The sequence below is a fragment of the Rhodospirillaceae bacterium genome (assembly GCA_002746255.1).
In the GTDB taxonomy this organism is placed as follows: domain Bacteria; phylum Pseudomonadota; class Alphaproteobacteria.
The window spans coordinates 102,378-119,904 of the sequence record NVWO01000002.1 but is presented as its reverse complement, the minus strand read 5'-3'; the positions used below and the strand labels follow the sequence as shown (position 1 = coordinate 119,904).

The following is a 17,527-nucleotide window of genomic DNA, read 5'->3' as shown; positions in this document are numbered from 1 at the left end:
AGCCAGCCACCCCCCTTTCGTCAAGCCGGAAGACCGCTTTCGGGGGTGTCAGTTTGGTTCTTGCGCCTGGCGAACCAGGCGGAGAACCTCCGCCGCAGACGCCAGAATGTTGCTGCCAGGCCCAAAAATCGCCCCGACACCGGCCTTGTGGAGAAAATCGTGGTCTTTTGCCGGAATGACCCCACCGCAAACGATGAGGATATCCTGGTTGCCAAGGGCCTGGATTTCCTTAATCAGCATCGGTACCAGGGTTCGGTGCCCGGCGGCCTGGGAGGAGACACCAACGACGTGAACGTCGTTTTCAACGGCGATGCGCGCGGCTTCCTCCGGCGTCAGAAACATGGGCCCGATATCAACCTCGAAGCCAAGATCGGCGAAGGAGGTGGCGATTACCTTGGCACCACGATCGTGCCCATCCTGACCCATCTTCACCACCAGCATGCGCGGACGTCGGCCGGTTTCGGCAAAAAAATCTTCGACCTCGTTGCGGACTTTTTTGAATTCTTCCTCGCCCTGATAGGCCGCCCCATACACGCCGCTGACGCTTCGCTGCTCGGCCTGATGACGGGAAAAAACGTCTTCAAGCGCATCGGAAATTTCGCCGACGGTGGCACGCGCGCGCGTCGCGTCGATGGCAAGGGCCAGCAGATTGGCGTCCCCCTTCGCCCCCTCGCGAAGGGCCGACAAGGTGGCCTCGCAACGGGACGCATCGCGCTCACTTCGTACTTTTTTCAGACGGGCGATCTGGCTGGCGCGCACTTCGACGTTGTCGATGTCGAGGATGTCGAGTTCGCTCGCATCCGCCTCCGGCTGATATTTGTTCACGCCGACGATGGTTTCCTCGCCACGGTCGATCCGCGCCTGACGCCGGGTCGCGGCTTCTTCAATCCGCAGTTTTGGCATGCCCTCGGCAACCGCCTTTGTCATGCCGCCCATTTCTTCAATTTCATTGATCAATTCGAGGGCGGCGGCAGCAACACTTGCCGTCAGGCTTTCAACGTAATAGCTGCCCGCCAGAGGATCGACGACATCGGTGATGCCGGTTTCCTCGGCCAGGATAAGCTGTGTGTTGCGCGCGATGCGGGCGGAAAAGGGTGTTGGCAGGGCAATCGCTTCATCCAGTGCGTTTGTGTGAAGCGACTGGGTGCCGCCAAAAACCGCCGCCATCGCCTCGACCGTCGTGCGCACCACGTTGTTGTAGGGGTCTTGTTCCGTCAGGCTGACGCCAGAGGTCTGGCAATGGGTGCGCAACGCCAGGCTCATCGGGTTCTTTGGATTGAACTCCGCCATCAGATGCGCCCAGAGATAACGTCCGGCACGCATCTTGGCGATTTCCATGAAGAAATTCATGCCGATCCCCCAGAAGAAGGAAAGGCGCGGGGCAAAGGCGTCAACGTCGAGGCCCTTGGAAAGGGCGGCCCGGACATATTCGAGACCGTCGGCAAGGGTAAAGGCAAGTTCCTGGACCGCCGTCGCACCCGCCTCCAGCATGTGGTAACCGGAGATCGAAATCGAATTGAACCGCGGCATGTTCTGCGCCGTGTATTCAATAATGTCCGCAACGATCCGCATGCTTGGTTCCGGCGGGTAGATATAGGTGTTGCGAACCATGAACTCTTTTAGAATGTCGTTCTGAATGGTTCCGGAAAGATCCGCCAGCTTCACGCCCTGCTCTTCAGCGGCAACAATGTAGCCCGCCAGAACGGGAAGGACGGCGCCGTTCATGGTCATCGACACGCTCATCTTGTCGAGCGGGATGCCGCCAAAAAGAATCTTCATGTCTTCGACGGAATCAATGGCCACACCCGCCTTACCAACGTCGCCAACAACCCGCGCATGGTCCGAATCATAGCCGCGATGCGTCGCAAGATCGAAAGCGACGGAAAGCCCCATCTGACCGGCCGCCAGATTCTTCCGATAAAAGGCGTTCGACGCTTCGGCGGTTGAAAAACCGGCATATTGACGAATGGTCCACGGCCGGTTCGCATACATCGTCGCCCGTGGTCCGCGCGTATAAGGCGGAAAGCCTGGAAAGGGCGCCATGTGTTCGAGCCCTTCGAGGTCCTCCGCCGTGTAAAGGGGCTTGATCTCAATCCCTTCCGGCGTTTGCCGGCGCAAGCCATCAAGAGGTTYGCCCCGCAGTTCCTTGCCGGCAAGCTGCGCCCATTCATCAAGGGTCTTTTTTGGAAATTTCATGCTTATCCACGCTCTTCTTGTCTATAAAACGCCCGCAAAATAATATAGCAAGCAATGCCCTAGAAAGGGCGTCTGGCCTTGACCGCCGTGCCAAGGGTGCCATCGTCGAGATAGTCCAGTTCGCCCCCCACCGGGACGCCATGAGCCAGCCGCGAGACGGTCAACCCATGCGTCTTCAAGCGGTCGCCAATGTAATGCGCCGTCGTCTGACCATCCACCGTCGCGTTCAAGGCCAAAATGACTTCGTGAAGTTCCGGCGCGTGGGCGCGTTCGATCAAATTCACAATCCGCAAATCCTCGGGACCAACCCCGTCCAGCGCCGAAAGCACGCCGCCCAGCACATGGTAAATGCCGTGAAAAACCTGGGCGCGTTCCAGCGCCCAAAGATCGGCGACTTCCTCAACAACGCAAAGAAGGGACCGGTCGCGTTGCGGATCGGCACAAATTCCACAAGGGTCGCAAAGATCGAAATTGCCGCAAACCGTACATTCCCGAACGTTTTCCGATGCCTCTTCAAGAGCCTTTACCAGAGGCACCAGCCGGGATTCCCGGTGGCGAAGAAGGTCAAGCGCGACCCGGCGCGCCGAACGGCGGCCCAGGCCGGGCAAGCGGCCCAGCAATTGGATAAGGTGGTCGATTGCGGATCCAGACATGGTCAACGATCAAAATGGCAATACGATAAGCAACAATCAGAACGGCAGGTTCATCCCCGGTGGCAATTGCATGCCGCCGGTCATTTCCGACATGCGTTTTGCGATTTCCGATTCTGCCTTCGCCTTGCCGTCGTTCATGGCGGCGACCAGAAGGTCTTCAAGGATTTCCGTTTCCTCCGGATTAACGAGGGTCGGGTCGATTTTCAAACGACGCAACACGCCCCTTAAATTCATCGTCACCGTCACCATGCCACCGCCGGACTGCCCTTCAATCTCAACATTTTCGAAGTCTTTTTGCATGGCCGCCATCTTGGCCTGCATGTCCTGGGCGGTTTTCATCATCTTGCCAAGGTTCGTCATGATGTCGCATCTCCATTTTGTTCCGACGACGGTGCGGCGTCGGCCTCCGTCTCCTGCAAAGTTTCTTTTGCATCGCGCACAGCTTCGATCGTCGCGCCGGGAAAAACATCGCGTACCGCACACACCAACGGGTGCTTTGCGGCCTGCGTAAATTTTTCTTTTTCCGTCGCCGCCGCCTGCTCCCGCAAGGTGGGCTCGCCACCCTCGCGAGAGACAATCACGATCCAGCGCGTCGCCGTCCACTCTGAAAGCAATTCCCCCAATCGGTTGGCGAGATTTGCCGAGGCGCGCGCATCAAGATGGATTTCAACCCTGCCCGGCTCAAAACGAACAAGGTGTACATTGCTGACAAGCTGCGTGTGCAGCAAACCTTCGCGCCTGTCCCGAAAAAGAGCCACCATTTCCGAAAAGCTCGTCGGCATCGGGCATGGTGCGTCGGCCGCAGGCGCAAGCTCGGCCACAGGTGCGACGGCGGTCGCGGTCGCGGCCGATGTCGCAAGACGCGGGCTTGCCGTCGCAACCGTTGGCGAAGCTGGGGACGGCGCAGCGCTTTTACGAAGGCTGGGGGCGTTGGTGTTTTTTTCGCCAAGTTTTTTGACGAGTTCCGCCGGGTCCGGCAAATCGGCGGCGTAGACCAGGCGTATGAAGATCATCTCTGCCGCCTGCAGGGCGGACGTCGCCACCCTCGCTTCGCCCACGCCTTTCAGCAACATCTGCCAGATGCGCGCAAGCTGGGCGAGGGACAGTTTTTCGGCCATCAAGGTGCCCCGGCTTCGTTCTGCCTCCGGCACGCCAAAGCCCGCCGCCGTTGCCGGGACGACCTTGATACGGGTCAGCCAATGGGTCAGTTCCAACAAATCCTGAAGCAGGGAAACTGGATCGGCACCGGCCGCATACGCCTGGCCAAGTTCGTCCAACGCGCGCGCGATATCGCCGACCATAAGCGCGTCGAAAATATCGAAATGGCGCATGCGGTCAGCAAGCCCCAGCATTTCGCGAACCATCTCGGCCGTCACGTCCAACGCGCCAAAAGCGATGGCCTGATCGAGCAGCGAAAGCCCGTCGCGAACGGACCCATCCGCCACGCGTGCGATCAGTTGCAGCGCTTCGGCTTCAACCGTCGCCCCTTCTTTCTCGGCAATGGTTTTGAAATGCTGAACAAGGCGTTCCGCATCGACACGGCGGAGATCAAAACGCTGACAGCGGGAAAGCACCGTTACCGGCACTTTTCGGGTCTCTGTCGTCGCGAAAATAAAGGTGACATGGGGTGGCGGCTCTTCCAGAGTCTTCAACAATGCGTTGAAGGCCTGCGTTGAGAGCATGTGCACTTCGTCGATGATGTAAACCTTCATGCGCGCGATTGCCGGGCGATAGCGCACGCCGTCCAGAAGCTCGCGAATGTTTTCAACCCCGGTGCGACTGGCGGCATCCATTTCGAGAACGTCAACATGGTTGCCCTCGGCGATGGCCTGGCAGTGGGCGCATTGCCCGCAGGGTTCCGCCGTCATGCCGCCTTTGCCGTCGGACCCCACGCAATTGAGCGCGCGCGCCAGAATGCGTGCCGCCGTCGTCTTGCCAACGCCGCGCACGCCGGTCAGCACAAAGGCGTGGGCAAGACGACCGGCACGGATGGCGTTGGTGAGCGTCTTCACCATTGCTTCCTGACCGATCAGTCCATCAAAGGACTCGGGGCGATATTTCCGCGCAAGAACGCGATAGGCAGAGGTTGAAACGTCTGAATCCGGCATCGACACAAAAGTTAAAGTGGAGAATTTCAGGTGAGAGACCGGACAAACGACCCGGGCACAAACTCGTTACGGCTGCTTCCTTCCGGACCTGACCGGATTGGCAAGCGGTCCGTCCGCCAGCCGGCCTCCCACAGGCACTCTATCAGCTTTGTCCATGCCATCGAAAGGACGACGATAAAAATCATGGCAAAAATTTTTGAATTTGCATGACATTTTTCCCTGTGCCAGGCTCCTTCAATGGCAAAAGCCAATCTTTACGCTGCCACCGCGATCAACCGCGCCGCCCATCTTCGGAGCGATGCGGCCTGGATCGCAGCAAGGCTCCGCCACCCTGAAACGCGGATCCTGCCCGTCTGGCGCAACCGAAACCTGGTTTTAAAGAGCGATCCGCCCTTGGCCGGCAGGCTTTCGCCCCAGGCCTTCGCCGCTTTGCCGGACGCCCCGGCCCCGGCCCCACCCATCGTCGCCTTCCTCGGCCTTTTCGAAGACGCGCCGCATTTTGCCATTGACGTTTCCCATCTTGACGACCCGGCACCCCTTGCTGAAAAGGCGGGCGGGAACTTTGACGACCTTCGCGATTTCGGCCCGTTGCTGGCGCGCGACGATGCCGGGCTGCTGGCCTATGCGCGCGGCCTTCTTTACTGGCACCGCCATCACGGCCATTGCGCCGCCTGCGGCGCGCCGACGGAAACCGCCGAAGCCGGCCATATGCGCCGCTGTCCGATCAAAGCCTGCCGGGCGGAACATTTTCCCCGCACGGACCCCGCCATCATCACCCTTGTCACGGACGCGGACGCCTGCCTGCTGGGGCGTCAAAAGACCTGGCCAAAGGGCATGTATTCAACGCTTGCCGGATTCGTCGAACCGGGCGAGAGCCTGGAGGACACCGTCGCGCGCGAAGTTTTTGAGGAAACCGGGATCCGGGTCACCAATATCCGCTACCAATCGTCGCAGCCCTGGCCATTTCCAGCCTCGCTCATGCTTGGCTTTCGGGCGCATGCAGCACCCGGCCAGATCATTGCGCCGATGATCGACGAACTGGAAGACGTGCGCTGGTTTTCCCGCGAGGATTTAAGGGGGCGAAAACAGACCGGCTTTCACCTGCCTTATCGTGGCGCCATCGCGCGCGCGCTGATCGAAGCCTGGATCGAAGAGGGCTAGTTTTCCCGAAACGGGTCCGCGCGATAGACGCCCAGCACCTTTACCTCGCGTGAGATAAAGCGCAACTCGTCAAAGGCAAGCTGAACGTTTTTCTGTTCCGGGTGGCCTTCGATTTCCGCGTAGAACTGGGTCGAGGTAAAACTGCCATCGACCATATAACTTTCGACCTTCAACATGTTCACGCCGTTGGTGGCAAAGCCGCCAAGCGCCTTGTAAAGGGCCGCCGGCACGTTGCGAACCGAGAAAATGAAGCTGGTGATCCGCTTGTCCTGTCCGGTGGGCACATCCGGTTCAGGGGCAATCGCATCCCTCGCCAGAAGAACGAAACGCGTCGTGTTGCGTTCGGCATCCTCCATGTCCCGCTTGAGAACGGTCAATTTGTAAAGGTCCGCAGCCAGTTCGGACGCGATCGCCGCTTCGCTTGCATCGCCCCGTTCGGCCACCTCAGCGGCGGCCGCCGCTGTATCAATGGTTGCGACCGGCACCAGCCCAAGGGCGCGAATCGCCGCCCGACACTGGGAAAGCGCCTGCACATGGCTGTAAACACGTTTGAGGCTGGCAAGCGTCGCCTGGGGCGATGCCAGCAGGCAATGGCGGACGCGCTGAAAATGCTCGCCGACGATATGAAGCGTCGTATGGGGAAGAAGCATGTGGATGTCTGCCACCCGGCCGGCCTCGGAATTTTCGATCGGCAACATGGCGAGGCTTGCGCGCCCATCCTCAACCGCTGCAAAAGTGTCCTCAAAGGACGTACAGGCCAGCGGCGTCATGTCCGGATACACCGTCCGGCAGGCCAGGTCCGAATAGGCCCCTGCCGCGCCCTGAAAGGCGATGGTTTTTGCTGGCTCGGTGGTGGGATCGGTGGTGGCGGATTTTGATGCCATGGCCTTGGCCCTGCTCAACCCTATCAAATAAAATCGGCAAAAAATCTGGGGATCATCTGGGCTTCGCCGCATCGTCCCGGCTCAGAAATTCCCGGCCCAGCCATTCCCGGGCGCGCGTCAGATCGGCGGAAGTATCGACGCCGACCGGAACCGTGTCAACGAGGGCCACGTCGATCCGCATGCCCGCCTCAAGCGCGCGCAGCTGCTCCAGGGACTCACGGCGTTCAAGCTCTGTTTGCGGAAGCCCGACAAAACGTTCCAAAGCGGCGCGCCGAAAGGCATAAAGACCGATGTGATGGTAATAAGGCCCATCCCCGGCCGGCACCGGGCAGCGGCTAAAATAAAGGGCGGTGCCGCATGTTTCGCCATCGCTGACCCCCATCGCCACCTTCACGACGTGGGGATCGTTGATCTCGTCTTCCCTTTCGATCCGGGCGGCAAGGGTTGCAATGTCGACATTCGGGTCGTCAAGGGGGGCAAGAACGGCGCGGATTGCCTGAGGCGCGATTGTCGGCAGATCCCCCTGCAAATTAACGACGATGTCATGGGCACATTCCGGGTCGATTTTTCCAAGCGCTTCGAAAACACGGTCCGAGCCGCTGGCATGGTCGGCGCGCGTCAGCACCCAGCGCCCGCCCGCCCGTTCGATGGCCTCGCCGATTTCCGCCTCGCCACAGGCCACAACAACCGGCCCGATATCCGCTTCAACGGCGCGGCGCCAGACATGGACAATCATCGGCTCGCCATGAATGTCGGCGAGCGGTTTTAAAGGCAGCCGCTTTGAGGCCATCCGCGCCGGCAGAACGACGATTGGGTTTTGCAGCTTTTGCGAATTTACCATCCTAAGAGCCTGTATAGCGCGCGGCGGTCAACGGCGTCATTGGATTTCCATCCCCTGTCACCGCCCCCCCGGCACACGCGCCGCAAGATTGGACGGCATCGGGCGAAGACGTTAGTCTGACCGCCACATCGAATTGCCGGAGAAAACAACCAGAATGCCCCGTCCAAATCTTCCCAAAATCCTAAGCATCGTCTTTCTTTCCGCCTCCCTGCAAACGGCCTGCGACGACACCGGCAGCAACAAGACAGGCCCGGCATCCGAGCAACAGGTGGGCAACATTGAATCCATGCTGCAAGCCTTCGAAAAAGACGTCGAACAGGAAGCCGCCGTGCTGGCCCCCAACGCATCAGGGGAAAGCGCCGCTATGAAAAGTGCGACCGTCGCCCTTGCCGGCAACCCGGAAACGGGCCGGAAGGTTTTTAAGAAATGCGCCGTTTGCCACAGGGCAGAAAAGAATGCCGGGAAAAAAGTAGGCCCCAACCTTTGGGGCATCGTCGACAGGGAAAAAGGCACCGTCGAAGGGTTTAAATTCTCGGCGGCGATCAAGAATGCCGGCGGCACCTGGACGGAAGCCGATCTCGACGGCTACATCAAATCCCCGAAAAAATTTCTTCCGGGCAGCCGGATGGCCTTCGCCGGAATCCGCAAGCCACAGGCCCGGGCCGACCTCATCGCCTATCTGAAAAGCCTCACGGATTAGGAGGGAATTTTTGGCGGACCCTTCGCCGCAAGAACTCCTGGATTTCGCAGAAACGCTTGCCGAGACAAGCGGCCAGATTCTGCGACGCTATTTCCGCACGGCCATCAAGGTAGATGCCAAGGCGGACGCAAGCCCGGTGACCATCGCCGACCGGGAAACGGAAGCCGCCCTTCGCAAGGCCATCGAAGCGCGTTACCCGGATCATGGCATTCTCGGCGAGGAATTCGGTACGACGCGCGTTCACGCCCGCCATGTCTGGGTGCTGGACCCCATCGACGGCACCAAGGCCTTTGTTACCGGCAAACCTCTTTTTGGAACGCTGATCGGCCTGCTGCGAGAAGCCGCGCCTTTTCTTGGGATCATCGATCAGCCGATTTTAAACGAGCGCTGGGTCGGAATTCGTGGCCAGAAAACCCGGTTCAACAAACGCCCAGCAAAAACCAGCGCCGCCATCGAACTGGCCCAGGCCGCCATGTATTCAACAACACCGCACATGTTCGAGGGCAAGGACGCCACCGCCTACGACCGCCTTGCCGGTCAAGTGCGTTACCCTTTGTATGGCACGGATTGCTATGGCTATGGCCTGCTGGCCATCGGTTTTGCCGACCTTGTTGTCGAGGCGCAATTAAAGCCATACGATTTCTGTCCAATCGTTCCCATCGTCGAGGGCGCGGGCGGGTGCATGACGGATTGGCAGGGCGCACCCCTTGGCCCCGCATCCGATGGCCGCGTTCTTGCGGCAGCGAACGCGGGGTTGCACGCAAAGGCCCTGGCCGCCCTTGCGGCGCGCGAGTAGCGAGGCATCAATGGCGCGACACGCAACGCATGTTCTCTCAAAAATAGCCGGCATGGTTGCCGGACTGCTGTTCGCCTTTGCCCCCTTTGCCACAGCGGCGGAGACGGCCTCAGCTAAACCGCGCCATGGGCTTTCCATGTTCGGCGACCTGAAATACGGACCGGATTTCAAACAGTTTGATTATGTGAACCCCGACGCCCCGAAGGGCGGCAAGGTCACACGCGCCGCCATCGGCAGTTTCGATAATCTCAACCCTTACATCCTGAAAGGCATCCCGGCAGAGGGCCTGGGCCTGACGGCGGACACCTTGCTGCGAAGCTCCGATGACGAAGCCTTCGCCGAATATGGGCTGATTGCAAAAAGCGTCGAGATTGCCCCGGCCCGCGATGCCGTGACCTTCACCCTTCGCGCGCAAGCCCGCTGGCACGACAAAAGCCCGATCACGGTGGCGGATGTTATTTTTTCTTTTGAAACTCTGAAGGAAAAGGGGCATCCGACCTTCCGCGTCTATTACGCAGACGTGCTGACCGCCGAGAAAGTGGGAACGCACAAAGTACGCTTTCGTTTCCGCAACGGCAGCAACCACGAACTGCCTCTGATCCTTGGGCAGATGCCGATCCTCTCAAAGGCCTATTACACGAAGGTCGATTTTGAAAAAACAACCCTGGACCCACCCCTTGGCAGCGGGCCTTACCGGATTGAAAACGTCGATCCCGGTCGGGCGATTTCCTATGCGCGCGTTACGGATTACTGGGGCGCGGATTTGCCCGTGAACCGGGGGCGGTTCAACATCGGGCGCATCCGTTATGACTATTACCGCGACAGCGTTGTCGCGGTCGAAGCCTTTAAGGCGGGCGAATATGATTTTCGCCTGGAAAATGTTTCGAAGAACTGGGCGACGGCCTATGACTTTCCCGCGTTAAAATCCGGCCAGGTAAAAAAGGTCGAAATTCCCCACGAAATACCGACCGGCATGCAGTGCTTCGCCTTCAACACCCGGCGCGCGATTTTCCAGGACCGGCGCGTGCGTCAGGCCCTGGCCAATGCCTTTGATTTCGAATGGACAAACCGAAGTCTTTTCTATGGCGCCTATACGCGCACGCGCAGTTTTTTTTCAAACTCCGAGCTTGCCTCGCGGGGGCTGCCATCACCGGCGGAATTAAAAATTCTGGAACCGTACCGGGGACGAATCCCGGAGGAAGTTTTTACGCAAACCTACGCGCCGCCCCGAACGGACGGCGACGGCAATGTCCGGGGAAATCTACGCACCGCCTTTCGGCTTCTTAAAGAAGCGGGCTGGGTTGTGCGCGACAAGGTGCTGGTCAACGCCGCAACGGAGGAACCTTTCACCTTCGAGATCATGCTGGTGGATCCGTCTTTCGAGCGCGTTGTGCTGCCTTATGTACAAAACCTAAAGCGGCTTGGCATCACCGCCCAGGTCCGCACCGTGGACCCATCCCAATACCAGAACCGGTTCAACACGTTCGATTTTGACATGGTGGTGGCAGGATTCGGCCAGTCGCTGTCGCCCGGAAATGAGCAACGCGGGTTGTGGTCCAGCGCGGCGGCAGAAACCCCAGGCAGCCGCAATTTGATCGGCATCCGCGACCCCGTCGTCGATGAACTGATTGCGTCCCTCATCAACGCCCCAGACCGCCAGAGCCTGATCGACCGGACCCGGGCGCTGGACCGGGTACTGTTGTGGGGGCATTACGTTATCCCCCATTGGTACGTCCGGAATTTTCGCGTGATTTACTGGGACCGTTTCGGACGACCGGAAAATCCGCCGAAATATGCGCTTGGGTTCAACGACTGGTGGATCGACCCGGCGAAAGATGCCCGGCTTCGCACCTCTCACACGCCCACCCAAAAGCCCTAGAGAGCGCGCCATGTTCGCTTACATCCTCCGCCGGCTTTTGCTTATCATCCCCACGCTTTTCGGCATCATGGTGGTCAATTTCATCATCGTTCAGGTTGCGCCCGGCGGACCGGTCGAGCGTCTGATCGCCCAGGTTCAGGGTCTGGATGTCGGCGCGACGGCGCGGGTTGCAGGCACCACCGCCGGCGAAGCCCCCATCCGCGAAATGGGCGCCGGCAAGGCCGCCGCCACAAGCACGACCAGCAAATACCGGGGTGCCCAGGGCCTGGACCCGGAATTTATCAAACATATCGAGACGCTTTACGGGTTCGACAAACCCGCCCATGTGCGCTTCCTCGACATGCTGAAGGGCTATTTACGTTTTGATTTTGGTGAAAGTTTCTTCCGCAACCGTTCCGTCATCGATCTTGTCCTCGACAAGATGCCGGTTTCCATTTCGCTGGGGCTGTGGACGACACTTCTTGTCTATTTCATCTCCATCCCGCTTGGCATTTCAAAAGCCGTCCGGGACGGGTCGCCCTTTGATATCTGGACCAGTTCCGCCGTCATCGTCGGCTATGCCATTCCGGGCTTCATGTTCGCCATCCTTCTGATCGTCTTCTTTGCCGGGGGCACCTTTATAGATGCCTTTCCCCTACGCGGGCTGACCTCGGAAAACTGGGCGACGCTTAGCTGGCCGGCGCGCATTCTCGATTATTTCTGGCACATTGCGCTTCCAGTGCTGGCCATGGTCATCGGCGGTTTTGCCGGCCTGACGATGCTGACGAAGAATTCCTTCCTCGAAGAAATCAACAAGCAATATGTCGTCACCGCACGGGCAAAGGGGCTGACCGAACACCGCGTTCTTTACGGCCATGTGTTTCGCAACGCGATGCTGATCGTCATCGCCGGATTTCCCGGCGCGTTCGCTGGCGTGCTGTTTACAGGCGCGCTTCTGATCGAAGTCATCTTCTCCCTCGACGGCCTGGGCCTGCTTGGGTTCGAAGCGGCGATCAATCGCGACTATCCGGTGATGTTCGGAACGCTGTATTTTTTCACGTTGCTGGGTCTGCTGATGAACCTTCTCGGTGACATCATGTATGTCATCGTTGACCCGCGCATCGATTTTGATACGCGCGGGGATTAGGCCATGTCCGGGGATCGCTTTTTCGGCATTGCCATTCTGCCCCTTACACGAAGGCGGGTTGAGAATTTTTGCGCAAACCGGCGCGGGTTCTGGTCGCTCTGGCTGTTTCTGGCCCTTTTTCTTGCCAGCCTGTTTGCCGAAGTCATCGCCAATGATCGCCCCCTTGCCATCTCTTATGACGGCGGCCTCTATTTCCCGATTGCCACCACCTATGACGAACAAACCTTTGGCGGTGAATTCGAAACCGAAGCGGATTACCGGGACCCCTATGTCATCGGCCTGATTACGGAAAAGGGGTGGATTTTGTGGCCGCTGATTGAATATGGGCCACAGACGATCAATTACGCCCTGACCCAACCGGCGCCGACACCGCCCTCGGCGGTGAACTGGCTGGGCACCGATGACCAGGGCCGGGACGTCGCCGCCCGCGTCGTCTATGGCTTTCGCATCTCCGTTCTTTTCGGCCTGGCGTTGACCTTCTTCAGCTCGATCGTCGGCGTCGCCGCCGGGGCCGTTCAGGGCTATTTCGGCGGCTGGACGGATCTGATTTTCCAGCGCTTCATCGAAATCTGGTCGGGACTGCCGGTGCTGTTCCTGCTCATCATCCTGTCCAGCGTCGTCGAACCGAATTTCTGGTGGCTGCTGGCCATCATGCTGCTGTTTAGCTGGATGGCGCTGGTTGGCGTCGTGCGGGCGGAATTCCTGCGCGCCAGAAATTTCGATTACGTGCGCGCCGCCCGGGCGCTTGGTGTGAACAACGCGACGATCATGTTCCGCCACGTCCTGCCCAACGCGATGGTGGCGACGCTGACCTTCCTGCCCTTTATCCTCAGCGGTTCGATCACGACGCTGACCTCGCTGGACTTTCTGGGCTTCGGCCTGCCCCCGGGTTCGGCGTCCCTTGGCGAATTGTTGGCCCAGGGCAAGGCGAATCTACAAGCCCCCTGGCTTGGCATCAGCGGCTTTGCCGTGCTGGCCGTCATGCTAACGCTGCTGATCTTTATCGGCGAAGCGGTCCGCGACGCCTTTGACCCAAGGAAGACCCTGTCATGACCGGGATGACGCCACCTTTCGTCGCAATCAAAAATCTGGCCGTCACCTTTGGCAGCGGGCCAAAGGCGGTGGCCGCCGTGCGCGACGTGTCCCTTGAAATCCAGAAGGGCGAAACCGTTGCGCTGGTCGGGGAAAGCGGCTCGGGAAAATCGGTGACGGCGCTTTCGATCCTGCAACTGCTTCCCTATCCCTATGCGCGCCATCCCAATGGCAGCATTCGCGTCGAGGGCGTTGACGTCATCAATGCCAAGGCAGACGTGCTGCAACATTTGCGCGGCGGCCGCATCGCCATGATTTTTCAAGAACCGATGACGTCCCTGAACCCGCTGCACAGCATCCGCAAGCAGATCAGCGAAACCCTGACCCTGCACAAGGGGCTGAATGGCAAGGCCGCAGAAAAACGCCTGCTTGAATTGCTGCATCTGGTCCACCTGCACAACCCGGAAAGCCGCCTGAACGCCTACCCCCATCAGCTTTCCGGCGGCGAGCGCCAGCGCGTCATGATTGCCATGGCGCTGGCCAATGAACCCGACCTTCTGATCGCTGACGAACCAACGACGGCGCTGGATGTCACAATCCAGGCGCAAATTCTGCAATTGCTGAAAGAACTGCAACAGCGTCTGGGCATGGCGATGCTGCTGATTACCCACGACCTGGGGATCGTGCGCAAAATGGCGGACCGCGTTGCCGTCATGCATGAGGGCCGCATCGTGGAAACGGAAACGGCCAAGCGCCTGTTCGAATCCCCCGCCCACCCTTACACGAAAATGCTGCTGGCAGCGGAACCGGGCGGCTCGCCCGCCAAGGCCGACCCGAAAGCCCCCGTGGTGCTGGCGGCCAAGAACATGCGCGTGTGGTTTCCGGTCAGGAAAGGGCTGTTGCAGCGAACAAAAACTTACATCAAGGCGGTCGACGGCATTTCCATTTCCGTGCGCGCCGGGCACACCCTGGGCATCGTTGGGGAAAGCGGTTCCGGCAAGACGACCCTGGCGCTGGCGCTGTTGCGCCTGCAAAAAAGCAGGGGCCAGGTCTGGCTTCACGGCGACGACCTGAAACAGCTTTCTTCGCGGGCACTGCGCGCGCGGCGCAAGGAAATGCAGATTGTCTTCCAGGACCCGTTCAGCAGCCTGAGCCCGCGCTTCTCCATCGGGCAGATCATCGAAGAAGGGCTTCGCGTGCACGGCCTCGGCAACAGCCCGGAAGAACGCATCGAACTGATCGAAGCGGTGCTGAAAGAAGTCAATCTGGACCCTTCGACGCGCCATCGGTACCCCCATGAATTTTCCGGCGGCCAGCGTCAACGGGTGGCCATCGCGCGTGCCATCGTGCTGAAACCGAAACTCCTTGTGCTGGACGAACCAACCTCGGCACTGGACCGTTCCGTCCAGGCACAGATTGTCGATCTTTTGCGCGACCTGCAGAAACGCCACGGCCTGGCCTATCTTTTCATCAGCCATGATTTAAAAGTGGTGCGCGCGCTTGCCAATGACGTCATCGTGCTGAAAAACGGTCATCTGGTTGAGGCAGGCCCGGCGGAACAGATTTTTGCCGCCCCAAAAGAGGCCTACACCCAGGCCCTTGTTCGGGCCGCTTTCGCGCTGGAAGCCGGCTAAAAACGATCCAGACGTTGCACAACTGCCGCCCAAGCCCCTATAAGGCCCCCAATGACAGCCCTGCACCTGATCCGAAATTTTTCGATCATCGCCCATATCGACCATGGAAAATCGACCCTTGCGGATCGTTTGATCCAGCTTTGCGGCGGCCTGACCGAACGCGAGCAGCGCGAGCAGGTCCTCGACACCATGGACCTGGAACGCGAACGCGGCATCACAATCAAGGCCCATGCCGTGCGCCTGAACTACAAGGCAAAGGATGGCGAAACCTATGAGCTGAACCTTATGGACACGCCCGGCCATGTGGATTTTGCCTATGAGGTCAGCCGCTCCCTTGCCGCCTGCGAAGGTTCGCTTCTGGTCGTCGATGCCAGCCAGGGCGTTGAGGCGCAGACGCTGGCCAACGTCTATCAGGCGATTGAAAACAACCACGAAATCGTGCCCGTGCTGAACAAGATCGATCTGCCGGCCGCCGAACCGGATCGCATCAAAGCCCAGATCGAAGACGTGATCGGCCTGGACGCGGAAGACGCCCTTCCCGTATCGGCAAAAACCGGGCGCGGCGTCGCCGACGTGCTGGAAGCCATCGTCCACCGCCTGCCACCACCAAAGGGCGACGAAGACGCCCCCCTTTCAGCGCTGCTGATCGACAGCTGGTACGACGCCTATCTTGGCGTCGTCATCCTGGTTCGCGTCATCGACGGACGGCTGAAGCGGGGTATGAAAATCCGCATGATGGCGGCAGACGCGACTTATGTGATCGATCGCGTCGGCGTTCACACACCAAAGTCGGAATTGATCGACGACCTTGGCCCCGGCGAGATCGGCTTTCTGACCGCCGGCATCAAGGCCGTCGCCGATTGCCGCATCGGCGACACGATCACCAACGACCAGCGCCCGACGCCAACCGCCCTGCCCGGTTTCAAGCCAAGCGTGCCGGTTGTCTTCTGCGGCCTGTTTCCGGTGGACGCCGCCGATTTCGAACAGCTGCGCGAGAGCCTGGCAAGACTTCGCCTGAACGACGCCAGCTTTACGTTTGAGACCGAGACGTCGGCGGCGTTGGGCTTTGGTTTTCGCTGCGGCTATCTGGGCCTACTGCATATGGAAATCATTACCGAGCGGCTGGAACGCGAGTTCAACCTCGATTTGATTACGACGGCCCCATCCGTAATCTATCGCCTGACCCTGACCAATGGCGATGTCAAAGAACTGCACAACCCGGCAGACATGCCGGACCCGATGCAGATCGTGAAGATCGAAGAACCCTGGATCAAGACAACCATCCTTGTCCCCGACGACTATCTGGGCGTGGTTCTAAAATTGTGCACGGAACGCCGTGGCGTGCAGATCGACCTGACCTATGCCGGAAGCCGCGCCATGGTCGTTTATCGGCTGCCCTTGAACGAAATTGTCTATGACTTCTACGACCGCCTGAAAAGCGGATCGCGAGGCTATGCCAGCTTCGATTACGCCATGGACGGCTATGAGAAAGGCAGCCTCGTCAAACTTTCGATCCTCGTCAACAACGAGCCCGTCGATGCACTCGCCATGATTGTCCATCGCGAGCATGCCGAAGCGCGCGGGCGCCTAATGTGCAAACGTCTAAAGACGCTGATCCCGCGACAGCTTTTTAAAGTCGCGTTGCAGGCGGCCATTGGCGGCAAAATCGTCGCCCGAGAAACGGTAAGCGCGATGCGCAAGGACGTCACCGCAAAATGCTATGGCGGCGACATCACGCGCAAACGCAAGCTTCTGGAAAAGCAGAAAAAGGGCAAAAAGAAAATGCGCGCCTTCGGCAATGTCGAAATTCCGAAACGCGCCTTTCTCGACGTGCTGAAAATCGGCGACGAGTAGAAGCCGCCCTTACCTCCGGCGCAGAAACCAGGAAAGGGTGCCGCCCACGGTGCCAAACACAACCCAGGCAGGCAGCAGAAGCACCGGCGTGAAGCCAAGTTCCCAAATGACCGGAAACAGGTAACGCTGGATAAACGCCTGAAGGGCGTTGAGACTGCCGGCATCCAGGTGGTACCACAGCTCCCCCAGGCCAAAGGCCTGAAAGCTGCCGCCGGCAATCGCGCCCTGCAAGCCACCACCAAAAGCCAGAAGTGCTGCCACCAAAAGCCCCCAGCCAAGATAGCGACCGGCCTTTCGAATACGTCGCCGCAATGCCTTTCTCCTCCAAACAAAACCTGGCCCTGACTTTAAAGGCTTCGCCCGGTTTGGCAAAGGACGCAAGGCAAGCCTTGCGCAAAGGCGCGGGGATGGGCATCTTGGCGCCACCGGAGGGGTGGCCGAGCGGTTGAAGGCGCGCGCCTGGAAAGCGCGTATAGGGTTAACGCCCTATCGTGGGTTCGAATCCCACTCCCTCCGCCAGCAAGTCTTGTTCTCTCAGCGATTTTCAGAGGATGCCCAGGCCGCCGCCACAAATGGCGGCGTTCCGCGGGGCTTTGCGAGCACTCGCGTTTTAAACCGGACTGGGAGAACAAGGTCACGTCGTGAAATCCGCGTCGGCGCGGA

Annotated in this window: 15 protein-coding genes, 1 tRNA gene and 1 other RNA gene; 9 read left to right on the top strand and 8 right to left on the bottom strand. The window is 59.5% G+C overall.

The genetic code is table 11. The annotated features are described in order from the left end of the window. Positions 1 to 48: 48 nt before the first annotated feature. The 5 genes from COA65_02515 to ffs all read right to left on the bottom strand — a co-directional run bounded on the left by COA65_02515 (position 49) and on the right by ffs (position 5,086). Positions 49 to 2,196, bottom strand: a complete 2,148-nt coding sequence (locus tag COA65_02515; protein ID PCJ61107.1) for a methylmalonyl-CoA mutase — start codon at positions 2,194 to 2,196, stop codon at positions 49 to 51. A gap of 59 nt (positions 2,197 to 2,255) precedes the next feature. After that, positions 2,256 to 2,849, bottom strand: a complete 594-nt coding sequence (locus COA65_02510) for a recombination protein RecR (protein ID PCJ61106.1) — start codon at positions 2,847 to 2,849, stop codon at positions 2,256 to 2,258. A 36-nt stretch (positions 2,850 to 2,885) separates the two neighbouring features. Then, positions 2,886 to 3,209, bottom strand: coding sequence for a YbaB/EbfC family nucleoid-associated protein (locus COA65_02505; GenBank protein ID PCJ61105.1), 324 nt, complete (start codon positions 3,207 to 3,209; stop codon positions 2,886 to 2,888). Then, positions 3,206 to 4,957 carry a DNA polymerase III subunit gamma/tau gene (locus COA65_02500; GenBank protein PCJ61104.1) on the bottom strand — a complete coding sequence of 584 codons (1,752 nt, stop codon included), beginning with the start codon at positions 4,955 to 4,957 and terminating at the stop codon, positions 3,206 to 3,208. Before COA65_02500 ends, COA65_02505 begins: the two co-directional genes overlap by 4 nt. A 30-nt stretch (positions 4,958 to 4,987) precedes the next feature. Beyond that, positions 4,988 to 5,086, bottom strand: an RNA gene (gene ffs / locus COA65_02495) — signal recognition particle sRNA small type. Positions 5,087 to 5,194: 108 nt separating this feature from the next. On the opposite strand from ffs, the gene COA65_02490 reads away from it, so the two are divergent. After that, positions 5,195 to 6,118, top strand: a complete 924-nt coding sequence (locus tag COA65_02490) for an NAD(+) diphosphatase (protein ID PCJ61103.1) — start codon at positions 5,195 to 5,197, stop codon at positions 6,116 to 6,118. Here COA65_02490 and COA65_02485 read toward each other — a convergent pair. Together COA65_02485 and COA65_02480 are read right to left on the bottom strand one after the other, a co-directional pair. Continuing rightward, entirely contained in the window at positions 6,115 to 7,002 is an 888-nt protein-coding gene (locus tag COA65_02485; GenBank protein ID PCJ61102.1) for a prephenate dehydratase, read from the bottom strand. The two genes, COA65_02490 and COA65_02485, sit on opposite strands and share 4 nt — an antisense overlap. Positions 7,003 to 7,054: 52 nt before the next feature. Further along, positions 7,055 to 7,843, bottom strand: a complete 789-nt coding sequence (locus tag COA65_02480; protein ID PCJ61101.1) for a 3-deoxy-manno-octulosonate cytidylyltransferase — start codon at positions 7,841 to 7,843, stop codon at positions 7,055 to 7,057. Positions 7,844 to 7,997: 154 nt separating this feature from the next. Between COA65_02480 and COA65_02475 the strand changes: the two genes are divergently transcribed. From COA65_02475 to COA65_02445, 7 genes are read left to right on the top strand one after another with little or no spacing between them, the layout of a single operon-like run. Continuing rightward, positions 7,998 to 8,543, top strand: coding sequence for a cytochrome c family protein (locus tag COA65_02475; GenBank protein PCJ61100.1), 546 nt, complete (start codon positions 7,998 to 8,000; stop codon positions 8,541 to 8,543). Between the two features lie 10 nt (positions 8,544 to 8,553). Continuing rightward, a complete protein-coding gene (gene hisN / locus COA65_02470) occupies positions 8,554 to 9,339 on the top strand; it encodes a histidinol-phosphatase (protein PCJ61099.1) in 786 nt (261 codons plus the stop codon). Positions 9,340 to 9,349: 10 nt separating this feature from the next. Next, on the top strand, positions 9,350 to 11,218 hold the full coding sequence (locus tag COA65_02465; protein ID PCJ61098.1) for a hypothetical protein: 1,869 nt from the start codon (positions 9,350 to 9,352) through the stop codon (positions 11,216 to 11,218). A 10-nt stretch (positions 11,219 to 11,228) separates the two neighbouring features. Beyond that, positions 11,229 to 12,344 carry a microcin ABC transporter permease gene (locus tag COA65_02460; GenBank protein ID PCJ61097.1) on the top strand — a complete coding sequence of 372 codons (1,116 nt, stop codon included), beginning with the start codon at positions 11,229 to 11,231 and terminating at the stop codon, positions 12,342 to 12,344. A 27-nt stretch (positions 12,345 to 12,371) separates the two neighbouring features. Further along, positions 12,372 to 13,397, top strand: a complete 1,026-nt coding sequence (locus tag COA65_02455; GenBank protein ID PCJ61182.1) for an ABC transporter permease — start codon at positions 12,372 to 12,374, stop codon at positions 13,395 to 13,397. After that, positions 13,394 to 15,010: a microcin ABC transporter ATP-binding protein gene (locus tag COA65_02450; GenBank protein PCJ61096.1), complete on the top strand. Its 1,617-nt coding sequence runs from the start codon at positions 13,394 to 13,396 to the stop codon at positions 15,008 to 15,010. The genes COA65_02455 and COA65_02450 overlap by 4 nt, the downstream gene beginning before the upstream one ends. A 51-nt stretch (positions 15,011 to 15,061) precedes the next feature. Beyond that, positions 15,062 to 16,864, top strand: coding sequence for an elongation factor 4 (locus COA65_02445; protein ID PCJ61095.1), 1,803 nt, complete (start codon positions 15,062 to 15,064; stop codon positions 16,862 to 16,864). Positions 16,865 to 16,873: 9 nt separating this feature from the next. Here the strand turns inward: COA65_02445 and COA65_02440 are convergent, their stop codons facing one another. Continuing rightward, the gene (locus tag COA65_02440; GenBank protein ID PCJ61094.1) at positions 16,874 to 17,176 is read right to left on the bottom strand and encodes a hypothetical protein; all 303 of its coding nucleotides are present in this window, start codon (positions 17,174 to 17,176) and stop codon (positions 16,874 to 16,876) included. A gap of 115 nt (positions 17,177 to 17,291) precedes the next feature. Between COA65_02440 and COA65_02435 the strand changes: the two genes are divergently transcribed. After that, positions 17,292 to 17,383: transfer RNA gene (locus COA65_02435), tRNA-Ser, on the top strand. The last annotated feature ends 144 nt before the right edge of the window (positions 17,384 to 17,527 follow it).